Source organism: Rhodanobacter hydrolyticus (assembly GCF_044904645.1).
On the sequence record NZ_JADIKK010000008.1, the window covers coordinates 2,268,308 to 2,286,364 of the forward strand.

Annotated in this window: 24 protein-coding genes and 1 tRNA gene; 10 read left to right on the top strand and 15 right to left on the bottom strand. The window is 65.0% G+C overall.

What is annotated here, in order from left to right; genetic code table 11:
- Nucleotides 1–68: 68 nt before the first annotated feature.
- The 8 genes from ISP25_RS12805 to ISP25_RS12840 all read right to left on the bottom strand — a co-directional run bounded on the left by ISP25_RS12805 (nucleotide 69) and on the right by ISP25_RS12840 (nucleotide 3,994).
- On the bottom strand, nucleotides 69–599 hold the full coding sequence (locus tag ISP25_RS12805; protein WP_404614380.1) for a F0F1 ATP synthase subunit delta: 531 nt from the start codon (nucleotides 597–599) through the stop codon (nucleotides 69–71).
- 3 nt (nucleotides 600–602) lie between these two features.
- Nucleotides 603–1,073, bottom strand: a complete 471-nt coding sequence (locus tag ISP25_RS12810; RefSeq protein ID WP_404542345.1) for a F0F1 ATP synthase subunit B — start codon at nucleotides 1,071–1,073, stop codon at nucleotides 603–605.
- A gap of 94 nt (nucleotides 1,074–1,167) precedes the next feature.
- Entirely contained in the window at nucleotides 1,168–1,452 is a 285-nt protein-coding gene (atpE, locus tag ISP25_RS12815; RefSeq protein WP_450088476.1) for a F0F1 ATP synthase subunit C, read from the bottom strand.
- A gap of 63 nt (nucleotides 1,453–1,515) precedes the next feature.
- On the bottom strand, nucleotides 1,516–2,331 hold the full coding sequence (gene atpB / locus ISP25_RS12820; RefSeq protein WP_404614382.1) for a F0F1 ATP synthase subunit A: 816 nt from the start codon (nucleotides 2,329–2,331) through the stop codon (nucleotides 1,516–1,518).
- 3 nt (nucleotides 2,332–2,334) lie between these two features.
- Nucleotides 2,335–2,700, bottom strand: a complete 366-nt coding sequence (locus tag ISP25_RS12825; protein ID WP_404614384.1) for a hypothetical protein — start codon at nucleotides 2,698–2,700, stop codon at nucleotides 2,335–2,337.
- Nucleotides 2,701–2,963: 263 nt separating this feature from the next.
- On the bottom strand, nucleotides 2,964–3,344 hold the full coding sequence (locus tag ISP25_RS12830) for a phasin family protein (RefSeq protein ID WP_404614386.1): 381 nt from the start codon (nucleotides 3,342–3,344) through the stop codon (nucleotides 2,964–2,966).
- Between the two features lie 154 nt (nucleotides 3,345–3,498).
- On the bottom strand, nucleotides 3,499–3,861 hold the full coding sequence (queD, locus tag ISP25_RS12835; RefSeq protein ID WP_192155942.1) for a 6-carboxytetrahydropterin synthase QueD: 363 nt from the start codon (nucleotides 3,859–3,861) through the stop codon (nucleotides 3,499–3,501).
- Nucleotides 3,862–3,917: 56 nt separating this feature from the next.
- Nucleotides 3,918–3,994, bottom strand: a tRNA-Met gene (locus ISP25_RS12840).
- Nucleotides 3,995–4,176: 182 nt separating this feature from the next.
- Between ISP25_RS12840 and ISP25_RS12845 the strand changes: the two genes are divergently transcribed.
- From ISP25_RS12845 to ampE, 6 genes are all read left to right on the top strand, one after another.
- Nucleotides 4,177–4,737, top strand: coding sequence for an RNA pyrophosphohydrolase (locus ISP25_RS12845; protein ID WP_192155943.1), 561 nt, complete (start codon nucleotides 4,177–4,179; stop codon nucleotides 4,735–4,737).
- 64 nt (nucleotides 4,738–4,801) lie between these two features.
- Nucleotides 4,802–5,011, top strand: a complete 210-nt coding sequence (locus tag ISP25_RS12850; protein ID WP_192155944.1) for a (2Fe-2S)-binding protein — start codon at nucleotides 4,802–4,804, stop codon at nucleotides 5,009–5,011.
- A gap of 100 nt (nucleotides 5,012–5,111) precedes the next feature.
- Complete coding sequence (bfr, locus tag ISP25_RS12855) at nucleotides 5,112–5,582, top strand: bacterioferritin (RefSeq protein WP_192107942.1); 471 nt, start codon at nucleotides 5,112–5,114, stop codon at nucleotides 5,580–5,582.
- Nucleotides 5,583–5,656: 74 nt separating this feature from the next.
- Nucleotides 5,657–6,034, top strand: a complete 378-nt coding sequence (gene erpA, locus ISP25_RS12860) for an iron-sulfur cluster insertion protein ErpA (RefSeq protein ID WP_192155947.1) — start codon at nucleotides 5,657–5,659, stop codon at nucleotides 6,032–6,034.
- 11 nt (nucleotides 6,035–6,045) lie between these two features.
- On the top strand, nucleotides 6,046–7,011 hold the full coding sequence (gene nudC, locus ISP25_RS12865; protein WP_404614389.1) for an NAD(+) diphosphatase: 966 nt from the start codon (nucleotides 6,046–6,048) through the stop codon (nucleotides 7,009–7,011).
- Nucleotides 7,012–7,062: 51 nt separating this feature from the next.
- Nucleotides 7,063–7,932, top strand: coding sequence for a regulatory signaling modulator protein AmpE (gene ampE, locus ISP25_RS12870; protein ID WP_404614391.1), 870 nt, complete (start codon nucleotides 7,063–7,065; stop codon nucleotides 7,930–7,932).
- Nucleotides 7,933–8,026: 94 nt separating this feature from the next.
- Here ampE and ISP25_RS12875 read toward each other — a convergent pair whose 3' ends face one another.
- The 5 genes from ISP25_RS12875 to ISP25_RS12895 form a co-directional block, all read right to left on the bottom strand.
- Entirely contained in the window at nucleotides 8,027–9,901 is a 1,875-nt protein-coding gene (locus ISP25_RS12875) for an MFS transporter (RefSeq protein WP_404614393.1), read from the bottom strand.
- Between the two features lie 52 nt (nucleotides 9,902–9,953).
- The gene (locus ISP25_RS12880) at nucleotides 9,954–10,901 is read right to left on the bottom strand and encodes a phosphatidate cytidylyltransferase (RefSeq protein ID WP_404614395.1); all 948 of its coding nucleotides are present in this window, start codon (nucleotides 10,899–10,901) and stop codon (nucleotides 9,954–9,956) included.
- A complete protein-coding gene (locus ISP25_RS12885) occupies nucleotides 10,901–11,518 on the bottom strand; it encodes a lysophospholipid acyltransferase family protein (protein ID WP_192155954.1) in 618 nt (205 codons plus the stop codon). Before ISP25_RS12885 ends, ISP25_RS12880 begins: the two co-directional genes overlap by 1 nt.
- Nucleotides 11,519–11,564: 46 nt before the next feature.
- Nucleotides 11,565–12,173, bottom strand: a complete 609-nt coding sequence (locus ISP25_RS12890) for a CDP-alcohol phosphatidyltransferase family protein (protein ID WP_404614397.1) — start codon at nucleotides 12,171–12,173, stop codon at nucleotides 11,565–11,567.
- 101 nt (nucleotides 12,174–12,274) lie between these two features.
- Complete coding sequence (locus ISP25_RS12895; protein WP_404614399.1) at nucleotides 12,275–13,030, bottom strand: Bax inhibitor-1/YccA family protein; 756 nt, start codon at nucleotides 13,028–13,030, stop codon at nucleotides 12,275–12,277.
- Nucleotides 13,031–13,153: 123 nt separating this feature from the next.
- Between ISP25_RS12895 and ISP25_RS12900 the strand changes: the two genes are divergently transcribed.
- Together ISP25_RS12900 and ISP25_RS12905 are read left to right on the top strand one after the other, a co-directional pair.
- Nucleotides 13,154–13,366, top strand: coding sequence for a hypervirulence associated TUDOR domain-containing protein (locus tag ISP25_RS12900; RefSeq protein WP_192155959.1), 213 nt, complete (start codon nucleotides 13,154–13,156; stop codon nucleotides 13,364–13,366).
- Nucleotides 13,363–13,908 carry a DUF488 family protein, N3 subclade gene (locus tag ISP25_RS12905; RefSeq protein ID WP_192155961.1) on the top strand — a complete coding sequence of 182 codons (546 nt, stop codon included), beginning with the start codon at nucleotides 13,363–13,365 and terminating at the stop codon, nucleotides 13,906–13,908. The genes ISP25_RS12900 and ISP25_RS12905 overlap by 4 nt, the downstream gene beginning before the upstream one ends.
- 70 nt (nucleotides 13,909–13,978) lie before the next feature.
- On the opposite strand, the gene ISP25_RS12910 is transcribed toward ISP25_RS12905, so the two are convergent.
- Entirely contained in the window at nucleotides 13,979–14,962 is a 984-nt protein-coding gene (locus ISP25_RS12910) for a helix-turn-helix transcriptional regulator (RefSeq protein WP_192155963.1), read from the bottom strand.
- A gap of 133 nt (nucleotides 14,963–15,095) precedes the next feature.
- Between ISP25_RS12910 and ISP25_RS12915 the strand changes: the two genes are divergently transcribed.
- Together ISP25_RS12915 and ISP25_RS12920 are read left to right on the top strand one after the other, a co-directional pair.
- Nucleotides 15,096–15,947: a hypothetical protein gene (locus tag ISP25_RS12915; RefSeq protein ID WP_404614402.1), complete on the top strand. Its 852-nt coding sequence runs from the start codon at nucleotides 15,096–15,098 to the stop codon at nucleotides 15,945–15,947.
- Between the two features lie 83 nt (nucleotides 15,948–16,030).
- On the top strand, nucleotides 16,031–16,879 hold the full coding sequence (locus ISP25_RS12920; RefSeq protein ID WP_404614404.1) for a DUF481 domain-containing protein: 849 nt from the start codon (nucleotides 16,031–16,033) through the stop codon (nucleotides 16,877–16,879).
- 224 nt (nucleotides 16,880–17,103) lie between these two features.
- Here ISP25_RS12920 and hemC read toward each other — a convergent pair whose 3' ends face one another.
- Nucleotides 17,104–18,009: a hydroxymethylbilane synthase gene (gene hemC / locus ISP25_RS12925; RefSeq protein ID WP_404614406.1), complete on the bottom strand. Its 906-nt coding sequence runs from the start codon at nucleotides 18,007–18,009 to the stop codon at nucleotides 17,104–17,106.
- Between the last annotated feature and the right edge of the window lie 48 nt (nucleotides 18,010–18,057).

Here is an 18,057-nt window from a genome sequence, read left to right on the forward strand (position 1 = left end):
GAAACTTTTAGTTGTCCAGCCACGAATGGCTGGCTTTTGCTCTTTTGCGAAATGGATTTCGCTTGAAACTAGGCCAGGACGCTGCTCAGGCGCTCAAGGCGCCCGCGCGCGGAACCGTCGATCACTTCATTGCCGGTATCGACCACCACGCCAGCCAGCAGCGAGGCATCGACCGATGTTTCCAGTTCGATCTCGCGCTTGAAGCGGCGCTTCAGCGATACCTTGAGTTGCTCGGTTTGTGCGGCGTCCAAGACCATCGCACTGGTCACCTTGACCAGCAGCTGCGATTCGGACTCGCGGCGGTACTCCTCGTACAGCGCCGCCACTTCAGGCAGCAGCGCCATGCGGCGGCTCTCGGCCATTTCGCCCAGGAAATGCGCGAACGGCGCATCCGACGGCATGCCAGCCGGCAGGTGCAGCGCTACCAACTGCGCGGGCTGCACGCGCGGGTCGGTGCCGAGCACGGCCACGCGCGCGTCCTGCGCCACCGCGGCGGCGAACGCCAGCGCCTGCGACCACGCAGGCAGCGTGCCGCCGGCATGGGCCAGCTCGAACGCGGCGCGAGCGTAGGGACGGGCGAGGGTGATTGCCTGGGCCATGGATCAGACCTCGGCGGCGAGCTGGTCGAGCAACGCCTTGTGCGTGGAGGCATCCACCTCGCGCTGCACGATCTTCGAGGCACCTTGCACGGCCAGTGCACCCACGCGCTCGCGCAGCTGCTCGCGCGCCTGCTGCGCCATCGCGGCGATGTCGTCCTGCGCCACGGCCTTCAGGCGGTTGATCTCGACGATCGCGTCGGCACGGGCCTTGTCGAGGATGCCGTTGGCCTGCTGCTGCGCCTTGTCGATGATCTCGGACGCCTGCTGGCGCGCCTTGCGGATTTCGTCCGCCACCTTGGTGTCGGCGTCCTTCAGCTCGGCGTGCGCGCGCTCGGCGGCGCTCAGGCCGTCGGCGATCTTGATCTGCCGTTCCTCGATGGCCTTGTTGATGTGCGGCCAGATGAACTGGACGCAGAACCAGATCAAGATGGCGAAAGCAATCATTTCGCCGATCAGAGTGCCGTTGGGAAGCATCGCTGCGTTACCTGCAAATACGGAATGAAACCGGTGCGGGCCGTTATAGACCCCGCACCGAAAGGATGGCGGCACCAAGCGCCGCCAGCGACACTCAGCCCAGCTTCGACAGCAGCGGGTTTGCGATGGCGAAGTACATGGCCAGCGCCACGCCGATCAGGAACGCCGCGTCGATCAGGCCGGCCAGCAGGAACATGCGACCCTGCAGCAGCGGCACCAGCTCCGGCTGGCGGGCGGCGGCTTCCAGGAACTTCGAACCCATCACGCCGATACCGATACAGGCACCCAGTGCACCGAGGCCGATGATCAGGCCGAGCGCGATAGCGGTGAAGCCCTGCACCTGGGCGATTTGAACGATGTGAGCGGCGACTTGGTCCACGGTAATCTCCTCGAAAAAACGGTTGTTGCGTTGAAGGGTTGGAAAGTTGAAGCAGAACTGGAATCAGTGATGATCGTGCGCCATCGAGATGTACACGATGGTCAGCACCATGAAGATGAAGGCCTGGATCGAGATGATCAGGATGTGGAAGAGTCCCCACACCGTGTAGCCGATGACGCCCATGCCATAGAGTGCCCAACCGGCCGCGCCCGCGCCCGCGCTGAACAGGCCGGCGATCAGCATGAACACCAGCTCGCCCGCGTACATATTGCCGAACAGTCGCATCGCCAGACTCACCGGCTTGGACACCAGCTCAACCAGGTTCAGCGCAAAATTTGGGAGCCATAGCAACGGGTGCTTGCCGAACGGCGCAGTGAACAGCTCGTGCATGAAGCCGCTGGCACCCTTGGCCTTGAAGCTGTAGAAAATGATCAGCAGGAACACCGTGATCGACATCGCGAACGTCATGCTGGTGTCCGCAGTCGGCACCGAGCGGAAATGGCCGATGCCGAACTTCTCGGTGATCCACGGCAGCAGATCCACCGGCAGCAGGTCCATCGCGTTCATCAGGAACACCCAGACGAATACGGTCAGCGCCAGCGGGCCGAGGAAGCGGCGGTCACCGTGGAACACGTCCTTGACCTGGCCGTCGACGAACTCGAGGATGATTTCCACGAAGGCTTGGCCCTTGCTTGGCACGCCGGAGGTGGCCTTGCGCGCCTTGGACCAGAACCACAGGCAGAACACTAGGCCCAGCACCAGCGACACCGTGATCGAGTCGATGTGTATTGCCCAGAAGCCTTCCTTGCTCGTCTGCGGAACGAGGTGGGTGAGGTGGTGCTGGATGTATTCGGTAAGACCGCCCGGCTCGCTTGCCATGCATCAACCCTTGAATCTGAACGCCATCAGGTAAACCGCGTAGGCAGCCACCAGCCCCGTCACGGCAGCCAGCGGCGGCAATTTGTACTTGAACAGGATCAGTCCCAGCCCGCCCACGACCACTGCCCATTTCAGCAGCAGGCCGAGCAACAGGCGGAAGAAAGCCGCCGCACCGCCGACCAGTCGACCGAAGGTCTGCACGGACATCAGCGCGGTACCCAGCGCCACCGTGAATCCTCCGGCCATGGCCGAAACCGCCTCCCGGTGCCCCTTCAGCAGGAACACCGTACCAACCAAGGCCGACACCGCGAACTGCAGCAGCACAGTGCGCAGCGCGAGGCGTCGACCGGCGTCGAGACTGTTGAGCACGCGACCCCTCCGCATCGGCCCCGCCAGGCGGCACCGATACCAGCCACGAACGCGATCCAATCCGTAAAAGTATATCAGTGCCCCGCTTGCAGCGACAAGCCGCGAACGTTGTAAAAACTCGTCCGCACGGCCGATCCACGACCATCGACCTGGCCACGCCCACGCTCGACGCCACCCAAAAGAAAAGGGCCGGACTTGGGGAAGTCCGGCCCTTGCTGCCGCGCGACGGGGAGAGGCCGCCGGCAGGGTGCTGCTTGACTCTCTTACTTGGCGGCCTTCTTGGCCACCGGGGCGGCCACCGCATCGTTCGCGGCCTGACGCTGTTCCTGCGCGAGCGCCTGCAGCGACTCCGCAGTCTTCTGCGTCACGGCGATGATTTCCTGCGAAACCGCCACGGCGCGCTCGGCCTGCTCGCGGCCCAGGGTGGCGCCCTTTTCCCACAGGGTACGCAGCGCGTCGGCGTCGCGGGTTTCCAGCGCCTCGGCCACGAACGCGGCGGAATCACGGGTCTGCTGCTCGAACGCCTTCAGCTGCAGCGCGGCGACCGTTTCCAGGCCCTTCAAGGCCAACGTCTGCGCCTTGAACGCGCTCTCGGTGGCTTGCTTGGTGAAAGCGAAAAACTGGTTGTTGAACTGCTGCGTCATGAGCTTGCCCTCGTTGGGGTATGCGGGTAGTGGCAAGCACTCTAGCAAGTCTTTTTGTGCAATGCAATATATTTTTTGTCGGGCGACCAGACCAGTCTAGAAATATTCATGTATTGCAGCCATTTGCATGTCACGAATCTGTCATCGCACCGCGTCAAGGATGGCTTCGCCCGCAGCTGGCGCCGGAAGTGCAGGTTTCGTGCACCACCACTTCGTCCAGACCCGGTAAGCGCACCTCCAGCCGCTGGAAGATCCAGCGCGCCAGCATTTCGCTGGTGGGATTTTCCAGGCCCTCGATATCGTTGAGATAGTGATGGTCGAGCTGCTCGAACAACGGCGCGAAAGCCGTTTTCACATCGGCGAAGTCCATCACCCAGCCGCTATGCGCATCGGGCTCGCCCGCCACATGCACTTCCACGCGAAACGAATGCCCATGCAGTCGCGCGCACTTGTGCCCGACAGGCACGTTGGGCAGGCGATGCGCCGCCTCGATCTGGAAAACCTTGAATATACGCATGCTGCTGCTCCGGCGATCCGTCGACCGCGGATCGCACGGGCGCGGGATGGAGCGCATGGTGGCTATGGGTGGACTCGAACCACCGACCCCAGCATTATGAGTGCTGTGCTCTAACCGGCTGAGCTACATAGCCATGGGGTGGGCCGCCGCGCCGGATTGCAACGATGCCGGAGGCGGGGCGCGGCAGTTTAATGGCGCACACGCTCATGTTCAACCCATCCGGCTTGCCGCGATTTCGCCTGCATGGTTGAATCGGGCCATCGCCTAGCGCGCATCGGCTGCTGCCGCCGCGTGGCCTGGCCCGAGGATGACGAGATGATCGACGTCGATGGCTACCGTCCGAATGTGGGCATCGTGCTGCTGAATGCAGACGGTCGCCTGTTCTGGGCGCGCCGCATCAACCGCGACGGCTGGCAGTTCCCGCAGGGCGGCATGCGCAGCGACGAGACGCCGCTGGAAGCGATGTACCGCGAACTGGAAGAGGAAACCGGCCTGGCGCCCGAGCATGTCGAGGTGATGGCCTCCACCCGCGGATGGTTGCGCTACAAGCTGCCGCAGCGCTACGTGCGCCACCATCAGCACCCCACCTGCATCGGCCAGAAGCAGGTGTGGTTCCTGCTCAAGCTGGTCAGCGACGAAACCTCGCTGCGGTTGGATGCCTGCGACAAGCCCGAGTTCGACATCTGGCGCTGGGTGGATTTCTGGTACCCGGCCGCCCATGTGGTGAATTTCAAACGACAGGTATATGAGCGCGCCCTGCGCCATTTCGCGCCGCTGGTGGAAGGTCTCTGCCAGGTCGAACTGGGCCACGCTCCGCCGCGCGATGACGCCGACGCCGCGCTGGGCGAACCGCCGCACGGCTGGCGCGCCGCCTGAACGACACGGAACCAGCGCCGCCAAGTAGTTGACAATCATTCGCGTTTGCGTTTAGATTTGTCCCATGTACATTTGCCTGTGCAACGCCGTAACCGATCACGACATCCGCCGCGAAGTCGCCGACGGCGTGGGCTCGTTCGCCGAACTGCAGGCACGCACCGGTTGCTCGGATTGCTGTGGATGCTGCGAATCAGAGGCCCGCGCCTGCCTCGCACAGGCAATCGAGCAGCACGTATCTGCGACTGCACTCCCCGCCTTCGTCGCGGTCGCCTGAACCATCCGCGCGTTCTCGCGCGCAAACCATTGCCATTCGTGTTTCGCCCTTGAAAGGACGAACTCCGTATAGTCGTTGCATCCAGACAACGGAGACGGCCATGAAGGGCGACGCCAAGGTCATTGAATTCCTCAACAAGGTGCTCTACAACGAGCTGACCGCGATCAACCAGTACTTTCTGCATTACCGCATGTTCAAGGACTGGGGCTACGCAGAACTGGCCGAGCACGAATACAAGGAATCCATCGAGGAAATGAAGCACGCCGATCGCCTGATCGAGCGCATCCTGTTCCTCGACGGCCTGCCCAACCTGCAGCACCTGGGCAAGCTGCGCATCGGCGAGAACGTGCTGGAATGCATCCAGGGCGACCTCGACCTGGAGTTGGCCGCCACCAAGGACCTGCGCGCGGCGATCGCGCACAGCGAGGGCATTGCCGACTACGTCAGCCGCGATCTGTTCAAGGGCATCCTGCACGACGAGGAAGAACACATCGACTGGCTGGAAACCCAGCAGAGCCTGGTCAAGGACATCGGCGCGGAACGCTACCTGCAGAGCAAGATGCAGAGCTGACCAAAGCCAGTCATGCCACCGCAAGGCGGGCGAAGTATCCTTGTACCGCCCGCCAGCATCCCCATGTGAGTGCCATGGATACCGTCGTTTCGCTTCCCTCCGTTCCCGATTACCGCAGCAGCGGCGCGCCGCTGGTGTTCACCGAGGCCGCCGCGCACAAGGTGCATGAGCTGATCGCGGAGGAAGGCAATCCCGGGCTGAAGCTGCGCGTATACATCTCTGGCGGCGGCTGTTCGGGCTTCCAGTACGGCTTCACTTTCGACGAAGCGCAGGCCGAGGACGATTTCGCACTGGAGCGCGAGGGCGTGACCCTGCTGTGCGATCCGCTGTCGCTGCAATATCTCACGGGCGCCGAGATCGATTACAGCGAGAGCCTCAACGGCTCGCAGTTCGTGATACGCAATCCGAACGCCAAGACCACCTGCGGCTGCGGCTCCTCGTTCTCGACCTGACGTTGCACGCCATGTCCGCGACGCCACCAAATACTTTCGCCGGACTCAGCCTGATCCTGGACCGCATGGCCGAACGCCGCGACGATGCGGAATGGCTGGGCGTGCAGGCTGCATCCCCAACGGCGCGCTACCTGCTGCTCGACACCGAAGGCCGCGCCTTCCTGCATGTCGACCGCGACGCGTTGCGCTGGCTCGATGCGGACGAACGCCGGCGGCTGAGCATCGACGTAAGGGCATGGCTGCTCGGCATCGCCGATGGACGCCCGCATTTCCTGCTGGTGCTGGAAGGCGACACGCTTATCGGCGCCGCCGAATCCGACTTGCGGGCCCGCCGCGCAAGTCTGCGCGAAGCGGGCTTGCTGCTGCCTGCCGATGAAGCAAGTCTGTTTGCCTATGCCAAGGGCCTTGCACACTGGCAGCGCGAAACTCGGCATTGCGCCTACTGCGGCTCGCCGCTCGTCGCCGTTTCCGCCGGGCATCGCCTGCAATGCACGAACACCGACTGTGGCCGCATGCATTTTCCGCGCACCGATGCGGCGGTCATCGTGATCGTGGAGCACGAAGGCGCTTGCCTGCTCGGCCGACAGAACGGCTGGCCGCCCGGACGCTATTCCACGCTGGCCGGCTTCGTCGAGCCAGGCGAAGCCCTGGAAGATGCGGTGCGCCGCGAGGTGCTGGAGGAATCCGGCGTGCGTGTGGGCGCAGTTCGCTATCACTCTTCGCAACCCTGGCCAATGCCGGCCTCGTTGATGGTGGGCTTCACCGCCGTGGCGCTCGAGCCCACGATCCACCTGCGCGACGGCGAACTGGAAGAAGCGCGCTGGTTCACGCCACAGCAGATTGCGGACGGCATCGCCGACGGGAGTTTCGTGCCTTCTTCGCCATTGTCGGTGTCCTACCGGCTGCTTCAGCACTGGCTGCGCGAGCGTGCCGGCATGGAACTGGACGCACTGACCACTGCGCGCACAACCATGTGATGGCAAAACGCCTCGCATACAATGCGAGGCGAATCTCCGGAGTCCTTGCGCATGGCCCTTCGTCTGCTCGCCGCCCTGATTGCCCTTGGACTGCTGCACTGGCAACCGCGCCTCGCGCATTGGCGCAACGACGGCGGCTTCCGTCGCTGGGTCGCGCAGTTGAGCGACACCAGCGGCGCCGGGCGCGTAGCCCTGGCCCTATTGGTTCCATTGGTGCTGTGCGCGGTGGCGACCTGGCTGCTGCGCCACTCGCCGTTGTCCGACCTGCTGCATTTGCTGTTCGCGCTGGTGGTACTGCTGTTCTGCTTTGGCCCGCATGCGTTCGAGGCCGACCTTGAAGCGATCCTCGCCGCGCCGGACGACGCCAGCCGCGAAGCCGCGGCGCAATCGCTGGGCGAGGACGGGCAATACGTGCCATGGCGCGCGGTGGAGCTGGGCGAAGCCACCGTCTATGCCGCCTTGCGCCGACGCTTCGGCGTACTGTTCTGGTTCTTCCTGCTCGGGCCGGCGGGTGCGTTGCTGTACCGGCTTGCACGCACGCTGGGCCGCGACGACACGCTGCCGCTGGATGCGGAAGCGCGTGGCACAGCCCACCAGCTGGCCAATGCGCTGGATTGGGTTCCCGCGCAACTGATGGTGTTTACGCTGGCCCTCGTGGGTCATTGGGATGCGGTGATCGGCGCATGGAACCGCTGGCACCAGCAAGCCTTGCCGAACAGCTGGCTCAACGAAGGCCCCGGCTTCCTCGGTGCCACGGCGCGCGCGGAGATCCAGGTCGACATCGAGGGCGGCGAAGGGTATGTGGAAGAGCGCAGCGATGCATTGCTCGAACTGCGGCGCCTGCGCAGCGCGTTGCTGCGCGCCTTGCTGGCGTGGCTGAGCGTGGTGGCGTTGATCGTGATCGGCGGTTGGTTGCGCTAAGCAATCGGTAGGAGCACACCCTGCGCACGATCGCTCTTCGCTCTGATCAAAACGCAGGGCAATCGCGCACAGGATGCGCTCCTACAACAACGCATCACGCCATGTCGCCGCGCAATTCCCGAACACGCGCTTCCAGCGCCGCTGCCCTGGCGTGTTCCGGCGACACCGGCGCATCCACCACCAATTCCACGCGCGCACGGAAGCGTCGCGGCAAGCGCGCGCGACCCAGCGCGGAATCCCGCCGGCTCCACATGCTGCCCCACAACCCGCGCAACGCCATGGGTACCACCGGCACCGGACGGCGCGCGAGGATCTTTTCCACGCCCGGACGAAACGGTGCGATGGCACCGTCGCGAGTCAAGGCACCTTCGGGGAAGATGCACACCAGCTCGCCGTCGGCGAGTGCCGCATCCACGGCGTCCCATGCCTGCTGCAACACCGCCGGGTCTTCCTTCTGTCCGGCGATGGGAATGGCTTTTGCAGTCTTGAACAGGAACTTCAGCAGCGGGATGTTGAAGATCCTGTAATACATCACGAAGCGCGCCGGACGGCGCAGGTTCGCCATCAGCAGCAGCGGGTCGACGAAGCTCACGTGGTTGCAGACCAGAAGTGCCGGCCCTTCCTCCGGAATGTGCCGCAAACCATCGGCACGCACGCGATAAAGCGTATTGGCAAGCGTCCAAGTGAAGAAGTGCAGGATGAATTCGGGCACCAGCGTGAAGATGTAGCCCGCCACCAGTATGTTGAGCAATGCCGCGGCGAAAAAGATTTCCGCCGCGCTGAAGCCCAGCGCTCCCATGCCCAGGCCGAAGCCGGCCGCCGCCACGATCAGCACGGCGTTCATGATGTTGTTGCCGGCGATGATGCGGGAGAGCTTTTCGCGCGGCGCACGCGCCTGCACGAAGGCGAACAACGGCACCACGTACAGGCCGGCGAAGGCGCCGATCAGCATGAGGTCCAGCGCGATGCGCCAGCTGCCCGCGCCACGCAGGAAACCGAGCCAACCCAGTCCACGCACCGGCGCGACGCCGTGGCGCGCGAAGTAGAGATCCACGCCGAACGCGGTGAGCCCGAATGCGCCCAGTGGCACCAGGCCGATTTCCACGCGCTTGCCGGAAAGCTTCTCGCACGCCAGTGCACCGATGCCGCTGCCGATGGTGAACAGCGTGAGCACCAGCGTGTACACCGTGTTGTCGCCGCCCAGCGTCTCACGCGTGTAGATCGGCAACTGTGCGATCAGCACGGTACCGAAGAACCAGAACCACGAGATACCCAGCACCGCGTTCCACACCGCACGATCCGCGTGGGTGATGCGGATGACCCGAGCGGTTTCGCCGAACGTGTTCGGGTTGAACTTCAACTCCGGCGCCGTGGCCGGAGCGGCCGGAATCGCACGGCACGCGAGATAGCCGACCACCGCCACGCCTATCGTGATGCAGGCGGCGAGCCATGGCCCGATCTCTGCCGCACCCATCGTCGTGGTGCCCACGATCATGCCCAGCAGGATGGCCAGCTGCGTGCCCATCTCCACCAGCCCGTTGCCGCCCACCAGTTCCGCCGACTTCAACGCTTGCGGCAGGATCGCGTACTTGATCGGCCCGAACACGGTGGAGTGCAACCCCATCATGAACAGCACCACCAGCAGCAGGCTTACGTGGTGCATGACGAATCCCACCGCCGCGATCACCATCGCGGCGATCTCGAACCATTTCACCCAGCGGATGATGCGCGTCTTCTCGATCTTCTCGGCAAGCTGCCCCGCGCTGGCGGAGAACAGGAAGAACGGCAGAATGAACAAGGCGGGTGCGAGGTTGGTGTAGATGGCCGCAGCGTGGTCGTCCAACCCCAGTTGGAACGCCACCAGCACCAGCAGCGCGCAGCGGAAGGCGTTGTCATTGAACGCCGCCAGCGCCTGCGTCCAGAAGAACGGCGCGAAGCGGCGCTGGCCCAGCAAGGCGAACTGGCTCATGTGGGCTCCATGTCAGGGCGATGCCGGCCAGCGTAACCGCAAGGGCAGGGCTTCATGCCCAGAAATATCGCGTCATGTGGAAGAACACCGGCGCGGCGAAGCAGACCGAATCCAGCCTGTCCAGCACACCGCCATGTCCCTCGATCATGTGGCCCCAGTCCTTGATGCCGCGGTCGCGCTTGATCGCCGACATCACCAACCCGCCGAGGAAGCCCATCAAATTGATGACCAGCGCCATGCCCAACGCGCCAAGGAACGAAAACGGCGTGATCCACCAGAGCAGTCCGCCCAGCAGGCTGGCCGACGCCACGCCGCCGACGAAACCCTCCAGCGTCTTCGAAGGCGACAGCACCGGTGCGATCAGCCGCTTGCCGCACAGCTTGCCCCAAACGTACTGCAGCACGTCCGAAGACTGCACCACGATCACCAGGAACGCGATCAACAGCAACTGGCGATGCTCGTAACCGGGGATCTTCAGGGTCAGCAAAGCCGGCACGTGCGAGATGCAGAACACGCTGATCATCAATCCCCACTGCACCTTGGCTGCACGTTCCAGGAAGCGCGTGGTGTCGCCGCCAGTCGCCGCCAGGATGGGCAACAGCAGGAATGCATAGACCGGAATGAAGATGGCAAACATGCCATACCACTCGACGCCCACCAGCAGATACTGGATCGGCAGCACCAGGTAGAACGCGGCCGCCAATGCCCAGTAGTCACCGCCACGCGTGGGCAGCAACGTGATGAATTCCCTCAATGCCAGCAACGACACCAGGAAAAACAACACCAGCACGCCCGGCTTGCCAAACATGAAGGAGATGCCGACCAAGGCCGCCATCGCCCACCAGGCGTTGATGCGTGCATTGAGGTTGTCCACCGCCGAACGACCCGCCGGCGACACGCGCAGCGCCAGCACACGGCCGATGAGGGTGGCCAGCAACAGGACCGCGCCGATGCCGGCGAACAAGGCCATGGCCTGCTGATGCGAAGTCAGGTGCGACATCACGCCTCCTTGGGTGCCAGCGCAAGCAACGCAGTACGCGTCCGTTCGAGAAAACCCTGCTTGTCCTCGCCCGCAGCCAGACGCAACGGCATGCCGAAGCGCGCGGTGCACAACAGCGGCAACGGAATCAGGCGCCCCTTCGGCATCACCCGGTTGAGGTTTTCCAGCCACACCGGCACCAGCTCCAGGTCCGCGCAGCGTGTGGCGAGGTGGTACAGGCCGCTCTTGAACGGCAACAGGCCTTCCCCCGGATTGCGCGTGCCTTCGGGGAACAGGATCAGCGCATCGCCCGCCTCGATTGCCGCCGTCATCGTCGTGATCGGATCCTCGGTGCGCTGTGCGGCGTCACGCTCGACCAGCACGCCCTTGAACACGCGCCGGATCAGGTAACGACGCAAGGCGCCGCGCCTCCAATATTCCGCCGCTGCCACCGGACGCGCCTGCGCACGCAGCGCCGGAGGCAGCGCCGACCAGATCAGCACGAAATCGCCGTGGCTGCTGTGGTTGCCGTAATACACCCGGGGACCGGGCGCGAGCTGCTCGCTCCAGAACACGCGACTGCCGGTGAGCAGGCGTATGAAACCGGTCAGCGACCGGGCAACCAGTGGTTCAAGCATGCATCCCCCATGGCCCTGCGGCAGGCGCCTGCCGCGCCGGCCCGTGTCATTCGCCCAGTTCGCGCAAAGCCGCGCGGGCTCGATTGAATACCGTCCACGCGCACAGCAAGGCCAGCGCCCACACCACGTTGTCCCAAGACCGAACCGGCACGCCCAGTGCCAGCAGCAATCCCAGTACACCGAACACCAGCGCACGATCGCTTTTGCCCAAGGGGCCGTCGTAACGTCGCGAGGCGCCGATCTGCACGCCGATCACACCCGTCATTTCGGTCCACGTGGCCAACAGCACGAACACCGCCAATGGCCATAGCGAAAACGCCGGCGTCAGCGCCAGCGGCAGGTACAGGCCAGCATCGGCCACCACGTCGCCCAGCTCGTTCAACACCGCACCAAGCCTGGAGGACTGCCCATGCTCACGTGCCAGCATGCCATCGATGGCGTTGAGCGCCATGCGGAGCAGCAGCCATAGCGGCAATATCCCCCAAACCCAGCGTTGGCCACCGGCCGCGCACCCCACGACCAGGCCCACCAGCAGCGACACCAGCATCGCTGCGACCGTCACCTGATTGGCCCGTACGCCCATGCTCGCCATACGCCGCACCAGCGGCCTCAACAGGGCCTGAAAGCGCGGTTTGATGTCGTACACACTCGGCATGAATCAGCTCCTTCCGAAATCACACCCGGAAACCAGCGGCGGACTTGCGCCTCGCCCTTCCGTGTTCCGATGGCGCAAGCCATCGCCCCCTGGAATCGCGGCTAGTTGCGCGACTGCAGCTTCGACAGCAGGCGCAACATCTCCAGGTACAACCACACCAGGGTGACCACCAATGCGAAGGCGCCGTACCACTCCATGTACTTCGGAGCGCCGGCGTTGACACCCTGCTCGATCATGTCGAAGTCCAGCACCAGGTTGAGCGCCGCGATCGCCACCACGGCGAGGCTGAACAGGATGCCGATGCCGCTGCTGGCGCCGATGAAGCCGAAGGAGTGGCCGAAGAGGCCCATCACGAAGCTGGCCAGGTACACCAGCAGGACGCCGCCGGTGGCGGCGGCCACGCCCGCGCGGAATTTGTCGGTGACGCGGATCAGTCCGCTGCGATAGCCCATGAGCAATACGGCCATGGTGCCGAAGGTCAGCGCCACGGCCTGCATCACGATGCCGGGATAGCGCATCTCGAAGATCGCCGATAGCGCGCCCACGAACACACCCTCGGCCAGCGCATAGAGCGGCGCCGTGACCGGCGCCCAGGTCTTCTTGAACGTGGTGATCATCGCCAGCACGAAACCCACCAGCGCGCCGGCGAGCACCAGCGGCCCCAGCGCAGGCAGGCTGGCCGGGCCAGCGAAACGGCTCCAGCTGAACATCGCACCGATCATCACCAGCACCAGCATCAGGCCGGTCTTGTTGACCGTGCCGTTCAAGCTCATCGCGCCGCCGTCGCGACTGAACACCGCGCCGCTGGCCGCGTCGAGGAAGGTGTTCTTGTTGAGTGCCGGATTGCCGCTTTGCATGTCGTACTCCTGTCGGGTTGTCACCATCCTAGCCTGCCGCCGCGCGCCTTGCAGGCAGCGACCTTGCCTGCACGCCTTCGGTGCAAAGATAGCGGCCTACGTCAACAGACAGAGACCGTCGGCATGAGCCAGCAGTTCCACGTCGGCGACCATGTGCGCTGGAATTCCGAAGCCGGCCACGTCACCGGTCGCATCACGAAGGTGCACACGGCAGACACGCCGTACAAGGGCCATTTGCGCCATTGCAGCCCGGAAGAACCGCAGTACGAGATCCAGAGCGACAAGACCGACCATATCGCCATGCACAAGGGCGCAGCGCTGCAGAAGATCGCGTGAACGCCATTCCCGCCACGATCTGGACGATCGGCCACTCCACCCGCACGCTGGAGGAGTTCCTTGCCCTGCTTGCGGCGTACTCCATCGAGGCGATCGCCGACGTGCGCCGTTTCCCCGGCTCACGGCGGCAGCCGCAGTTCGCACGTGACGCCTTCGCTGCCAGCCTGTCCACGCATGGCATCGCTTACCAATGGTTTCCACCATTGGGTGGACGTCGCCGGGCGCGACCGGATTCGCCCAACACGGCCTGGCGCAATGCCGCGTTCCGCGGCTATGCCGACCATCTCGCCAGCGCGGAATTCGCCGAAGGTCTGGCCGAGCTGCTGGCGTTCGCGGCACGCCAGCGCACTGCGGTGATGTGCGCCGAGGCGGTGTGGTGGCGCTGCCACCGGTCGATCATCGCCGACGTGCTGAAGCAACGCGGCGTCGAGGTGATCCACATCCTGGATCTGCATCACGGCGTGGTGCATCCATGGACCTCGGCTGCGCAGATCGAGAACGGCAAGCTGAGTTACGCGGCGCCGCAATCAACGCTGTTGTAGGAGCGCACCTTGTGCGCGATGGCTCTGGCGTTTAATCGAAGCCAAAGGCATTCGCGCGCGGGGTGCGCTCCTACCGTGATGGTCCCTGGTACGCGCCTTGCGCCAGCTGCAGCAGAATCTTCATCTCCTCGCGCAGCGGCAGCGGCGCGATCACTTCGGCATCCGGGCCGTACTTGAGCACATCCATCAGCAGCTCTTTCGAGTTGGAATACGGCAACTGCAGCTCGTAGCGGCCATCCGGCAGCCATGCGCCCTTCTGCTGCGAATGCCAGTGCTCGTCGGCCACCCAGCGCGCGGCATGCGAGGAGAAGCGGATCGTGGCCCAGGCCTTGGGTTGGCCGGCGAAGATGCCGTAGCTGGAAGCCAACGCCTGGTCGAGCTCCGCCGCGGGCACGTCGCGCGCGGGCGCATCCAGCGCCTGCGCTTCGGCGATGCGATCCACTGCAAAACTGCGCAGCGCCTCGCGATCGTGGTCCCAGACGTCCAGGTACCAGTTGTCGCGGTAATGGGTGAGGCGTTGCGGCGACACGGTGCGGCGACTGTCGGTGCCGGTGGTGCGCGCGCGATAGCGGAAGCGCAGCTGCTTGCGCTCCAGCACGGCGCCCGCCACTACGCGGAACGCCTGCTGGTCGAGCTTGCGCGCACCCCACGGGATCACGCGAATGCGCTCGATAGGCAATGCCTTGCCGCTGCCACGGTCGGACAGCAGGTGCTCGATGCGCGACTTGAACGGCGCCAGCGAACCGGCCAGCACGCCGGGACCGCTGCGCCCGATCAGTTCATTGAGCGCGAGCAGCGCCGCCAGCTCGTCGGAGGTGAGCCACAAGCCCGGCAGTTCGAAACGCTCGCCTTCGGCTTGCTCGTAACGCCACGCGGCCTGCTCGCCGCCCACGCTTTCGATGGGAGCGCCCAGCGCGTCGCGCAGGAAGGCGATGTCGCGGTAGAGCGTGGCACGCGAGCAATCCAGCTCCTCCATCAGCTTGCCCAGCGGCACCGGGTAATGCGCCGACTTCAACAGGCGATGCAGGGTGAGGGTGCGTTCGTAGCGATCCATGGCGGGTTCGGCATTCGCGGCGGGCAAGCCGGAACTATGGATACCCCCGGCCACGCCCGCAAGCCTGTCCAAGGACCTGTTCCGCTCCCCATGGCTTACCCTTGAAGCCTTGCCTTGCCCGACGGATCCACCGATGCCAGCCAAACGCCCGTCCCGTGCCGCCACCTTGCTGCAGGTGCTGGAAACCGGCGGCTACGGCGTCTGGCTCTGGCTGGGCCTGTCCCTGTTGCTGGGATTGGGCCCGCTGGGGCGCAGCAGCACCCTGGTTCCATTGGGATTGGGAGCCGCGTTGGTGAGCATCGGCCTGCTGCCAGCCTGCTTGCAGGTGCCTGGGCTTTCGCGCTGGCATGGTTGGCAACCGCGCCCCGGCCATCACCCGACCCGCTCCGCACTGGTGGCGCTGGCGAGCTGGCTGCCGGTATTGGCGGTAGCGGGGCTGGCGCAGGGCAGCAACGGCTTCTGGGCTATCCGGCTGGCCGGGGCGATGCTGATGTTGTGCAGCCTCGCCTGCCTGCTGCTGTCCGCCCACGACGATCGCGCCTGCCTGCCCGCCGCCTTGCAACGCGCCACGGCCCTGCTTCCCGCGGGGCGCATCACCACGGCGGCCTACACCGGGAGTCTCTGGTTATGGCTGGCCGTGCTGGCGCAAGGCGAGTTCGCCGGCCATCGCGGCGCCTACCCGTGGGTCATGCTGCTGGCCTTGGCGCTCGGATTGGGGCTGCTCGAAAGCGCGCTGTGGCAGTCGTTGCGTGAACCCGAAACGCACACCGGCGAATACGCACCAGGCCGCGGCATGCTTCCCGCTCGGCTTGTCGCAGCGGTGCTGACCTACGCACTGCCCTGTGCAGCATTGCTGCTGGGTGGCGTCGCGGGCAGTTTGCCGGCCGCCGCGCTTGCCACGCCCAGCTGCGTGCTTGGCCAATGGCTGGAGCGCCAGCTGTACGAGGCCACGCTGGCCGCCGCTGCGGGCGCGAAGTCGCTCTGACCGGCTGCGTTCATTGCAAATTCAAGCAGTTCCATTATGGTGTGTTGCTTACAACATTTGTTTAACAAACGGGATCCCCACCCATGAAAAAGACCCTGATCGCCACCCTGCTGATGGCGACTTGCGCCTGCTTTACCGTCCATGCACAGGACGCCAGCAACAGCGACAACAGCGGCTCCAGTTCCAGTTCCAGCGCCAACAACGGCGCCAACAACGGCGGCTGGACTGGCTCGGGCGAGTTCGGCTACGCCTCGGCCACCGGCAACACGCGTTCGCAGAACGTCAACGCCAAGCTCGGACTGAACCAGGAAAACGAGCAGTGGAAGAACAACTTCTTCCTCGACGTGCTGCGCACCAAGGTGCAGGAGAAGGTGGCCACCCCGGCCGGCAACACCGTCGATGAATTCGAGACCACCGCCAACCGTTACGACGGCGGCGCTTCGGTGGGCTACAAGCTCGACCCGCGCAGCTACATCGTGGGTGCGGCGCGCTACGACCACGACGACTTCGGCGCCAACCTGTGGCAGGGCGTGGTTTCGCTGGGCTACGGCTACATCGCGCTGAAGGACGCGCGCAACGAGCTGTCGTTCGAAATCGGCCCCGGTTACAAGGAATACCGCCCGGCGGCGCTCCCCATCCTGATCGACGGCGCCACCATCAACCAGGATCAGCCGGTGGAGCACGAACTGGTGGCCCGCGGCCTGATCAACTACAAGTTCCGCCTCACCGCCAACACCTCGTTCGAAGACACGTTCCTCACCGAAGCGGGCTCCAAGAACACCTACATTCAGAACGACGCCGGCCTTGCAGTCAGCATGACCAAGAAGCTGGCGCTGAAGGTGGGCTTCCAGGTGCGCCACAACAGCGACGTGCTGCCGGGCATCAAGAGGACCGACACGCTGACCACCACCAACCTGGTCTACAACTTCTGAGAGTCTGTCTTTGCGATCATCACGATCGCGAAAGAATCGCCTGAAGCGATTTCTGACATCGCGCCATTGCCGGCCCGAAGGGCGGTTGCCGGGGACGGTGTTAGCAAAATCAAACAGGCGACCATCTTTGGCCGCGCTCTTCCGTCCTCGGCACACACGAACGGCCTCTGCCTGCGCAGGGGCCGTTTCGTTTCGGCGCCTCGTCCCGACGCCCGGACGTCGACTCAAAGAAACCCGGCAGCGCCCTGCGCAAACAGCGCATCGGCCACCAGCCGCCCCAGCGCCTCCGCATCTTCGCCATCCGCCTGCGCGCGCAGCAGACGGCCACTGGCCGACTCGCCCACCAGGCCGCGCAAGTGCAGGCCATGCTCGGTAAGCGTGCACCATGCGCCTACCGGCACCGTGCAGCTGCCGCCTAGCGCCCGGTTCATCGCGCGCTCGGCGCTTGTTTCCAGCCGCGTGTCGGCGTCGTCCAGTACGGCGAGCAGCGCCAGCGTGTGCGGCTGGTCGGCACGCGCCTCGATGGCGACGGCCGCCTGGCCGGGTGCCGGCAACCAGTCGGGGGCGGCGAGACGGCTGCGGATGCGCGCAGCCAGATCCAGGCGCTCCAGTCCCGCGCAGGCCAGCACGATCGCGTCGTAGTGGCCGGCGTCCAGCTTCGCCAGTCGCGTGCCCACGTTGCCGCGCAGATCCAGCAGCTCCAGATCAGGCCGCAACGCGCGCAGCTGCGCCTGCCGACGCAACGAGGAGGTACCCACTTTCGCGCCATGCGGCAGCTCGACCAGGCCTGCGTGGTGGTTGCTGACGAAGGCATCGGCGGCATCCGCGCGCGGCAGGATCGCCGGCAGGACGAAGCCCGGTTCCAGCTCCGCCGGGACGTCCTTCAGCGAGTGCACGGCGAGATCGGCGCGGCCTTCCAGCATCGCCACTTCCAGTTCCTTCAGGAACAGGCCCTTGCCACCGATGGTCGCCAGCGGCCGGTCGATGATTTCGTCGCCGCGCGTGGTCATCGGCACCAGCTCCACTGCCAGCCCGGGATGGGCCGCGCGCAACAACGCCGCCACGTGCGTGGCCTGCCACAGTGCGAGCGGGCTTTGCCGGGTGGCGATGCGCAGGGTGTTGGGGATCATGCGGGCTCCGTGATGTGGCTCGTGCGTCATTGTCGCCGATGCCACGGC

Coding starts and splice junctions, on each gene's coding strand:
- ISP25_RS12805 (WP_404614380.1), bottom strand. CDS start 599: ATGGCCCAGGCAATCACCCTCGCCCGTCCCTACGCTCGCGCCGCGTTC.
- ISP25_RS12810 (WP_404542345.1), bottom strand. CDS start 1,073: ATGCTTCCCAACGGCACTCTGATCGGCGAAATGATTGCTTTCGCCATC.
- atpB (WP_404614382.1), bottom strand. CDS start 2,331: ATGGCAAGCGAGCCGGGCGGTCTTACCGAATACATCCAGCACCACCTC.
- ISP25_RS12830 (WP_404614386.1), bottom strand. CDS start 3,344: ATGACGCAGCAGTTCAACAACCAGTTTTTCGCTTTCACCAAGCAAGCC.
- queD (WP_192155942.1), bottom strand. CDS start 3,861: ATGCGTATATTCAAGGTTTTCCAGATCGAGGCGGCGCATCGCCTGCCC.
- ISP25_RS12845 (WP_192155943.1), top strand. CDS start 4,177: ATGATCGACGTCGATGGCTACCGTCCGAATGTGGGCATCGTGCTGCTG.
- ISP25_RS12850 (WP_192155944.1), top strand. CDS start 4,802: ATGTACATTTGCCTGTGCAACGCCGTAACCGATCACGACATCCGCCGC.
- bfr (WP_192107942.1), top strand. CDS start 5,112: ATGAAGGGCGACGCCAAGGTCATTGAATTCCTCAACAAGGTGCTCTAC.
- erpA (WP_192155947.1), top strand. CDS start 5,657: ATGGATACCGTCGTTTCGCTTCCCTCCGTTCCCGATTACCGCAGCAGC.
- nudC (WP_404614389.1), top strand. CDS start 6,046: ATGTCCGCGACGCCACCAAATACTTTCGCCGGACTCAGCCTGATCCTG.
- ampE (WP_404614391.1), top strand. CDS start 7,063: ATGGCCCTTCGTCTGCTCGCCGCCCTGATTGCCCTTGGACTGCTGCAC.
- ISP25_RS12875 (WP_404614393.1), bottom strand. CDS start 9,901: ATGAGCCAGTTCGCCTTGCTGGGCCAGCGCCGCTTCGCGCCGTTCTTC.
- ISP25_RS12880 (WP_404614395.1), bottom strand. CDS start 10,901: ATGTCGCACCTGACTTCGCATCAGCAGGCCATGGCCTTGTTCGCCGGC.
- ISP25_RS12885 (WP_192155954.1), bottom strand. CDS start 11,518: ATGCTTGAACCACTGGTTGCCCGGTCGCTGACCGGTTTCATACGCCTG.
- ISP25_RS12890 (WP_404614397.1), bottom strand. CDS start 12,173: ATGCCGAGTGTGTACGACATCAAACCGCGCTTTCAGGCCCTGTTGAGG.
- ISP25_RS12895 (WP_404614399.1), bottom strand. CDS start 13,030: ATGCAAAGCGGCAATCCGGCACTCAACAAGAACACCTTCCTCGACGCG.
- ISP25_RS12900 (WP_192155959.1), top strand. CDS start 13,154: ATGAGCCAGCAGTTCCACGTCGGCGACCATGTGCGCTGGAATTCCGAA.
- ISP25_RS12910 (WP_192155963.1), bottom strand. CDS start 14,962: ATGGATCGCTACGAACGCACCCTCACCCTGCATCGCCTGTTGAAGTCG.
- ISP25_RS12915 (WP_404614402.1), top strand. CDS start 15,096: ATGCCAGCCAAACGCCCGTCCCGTGCCGCCACCTTGCTGCAGGTGCTG.
- ISP25_RS12920 (WP_404614404.1), top strand. CDS start 16,031: ATGAAAAAGACCCTGATCGCCACCCTGCTGATGGCGACTTGCGCCTGC.
- hemC (WP_404614406.1), bottom strand. CDS start 18,009: ATGATCCCCAACACCCTGCGCATCGCCACCCGGCAAAGCCCGCTCGCA.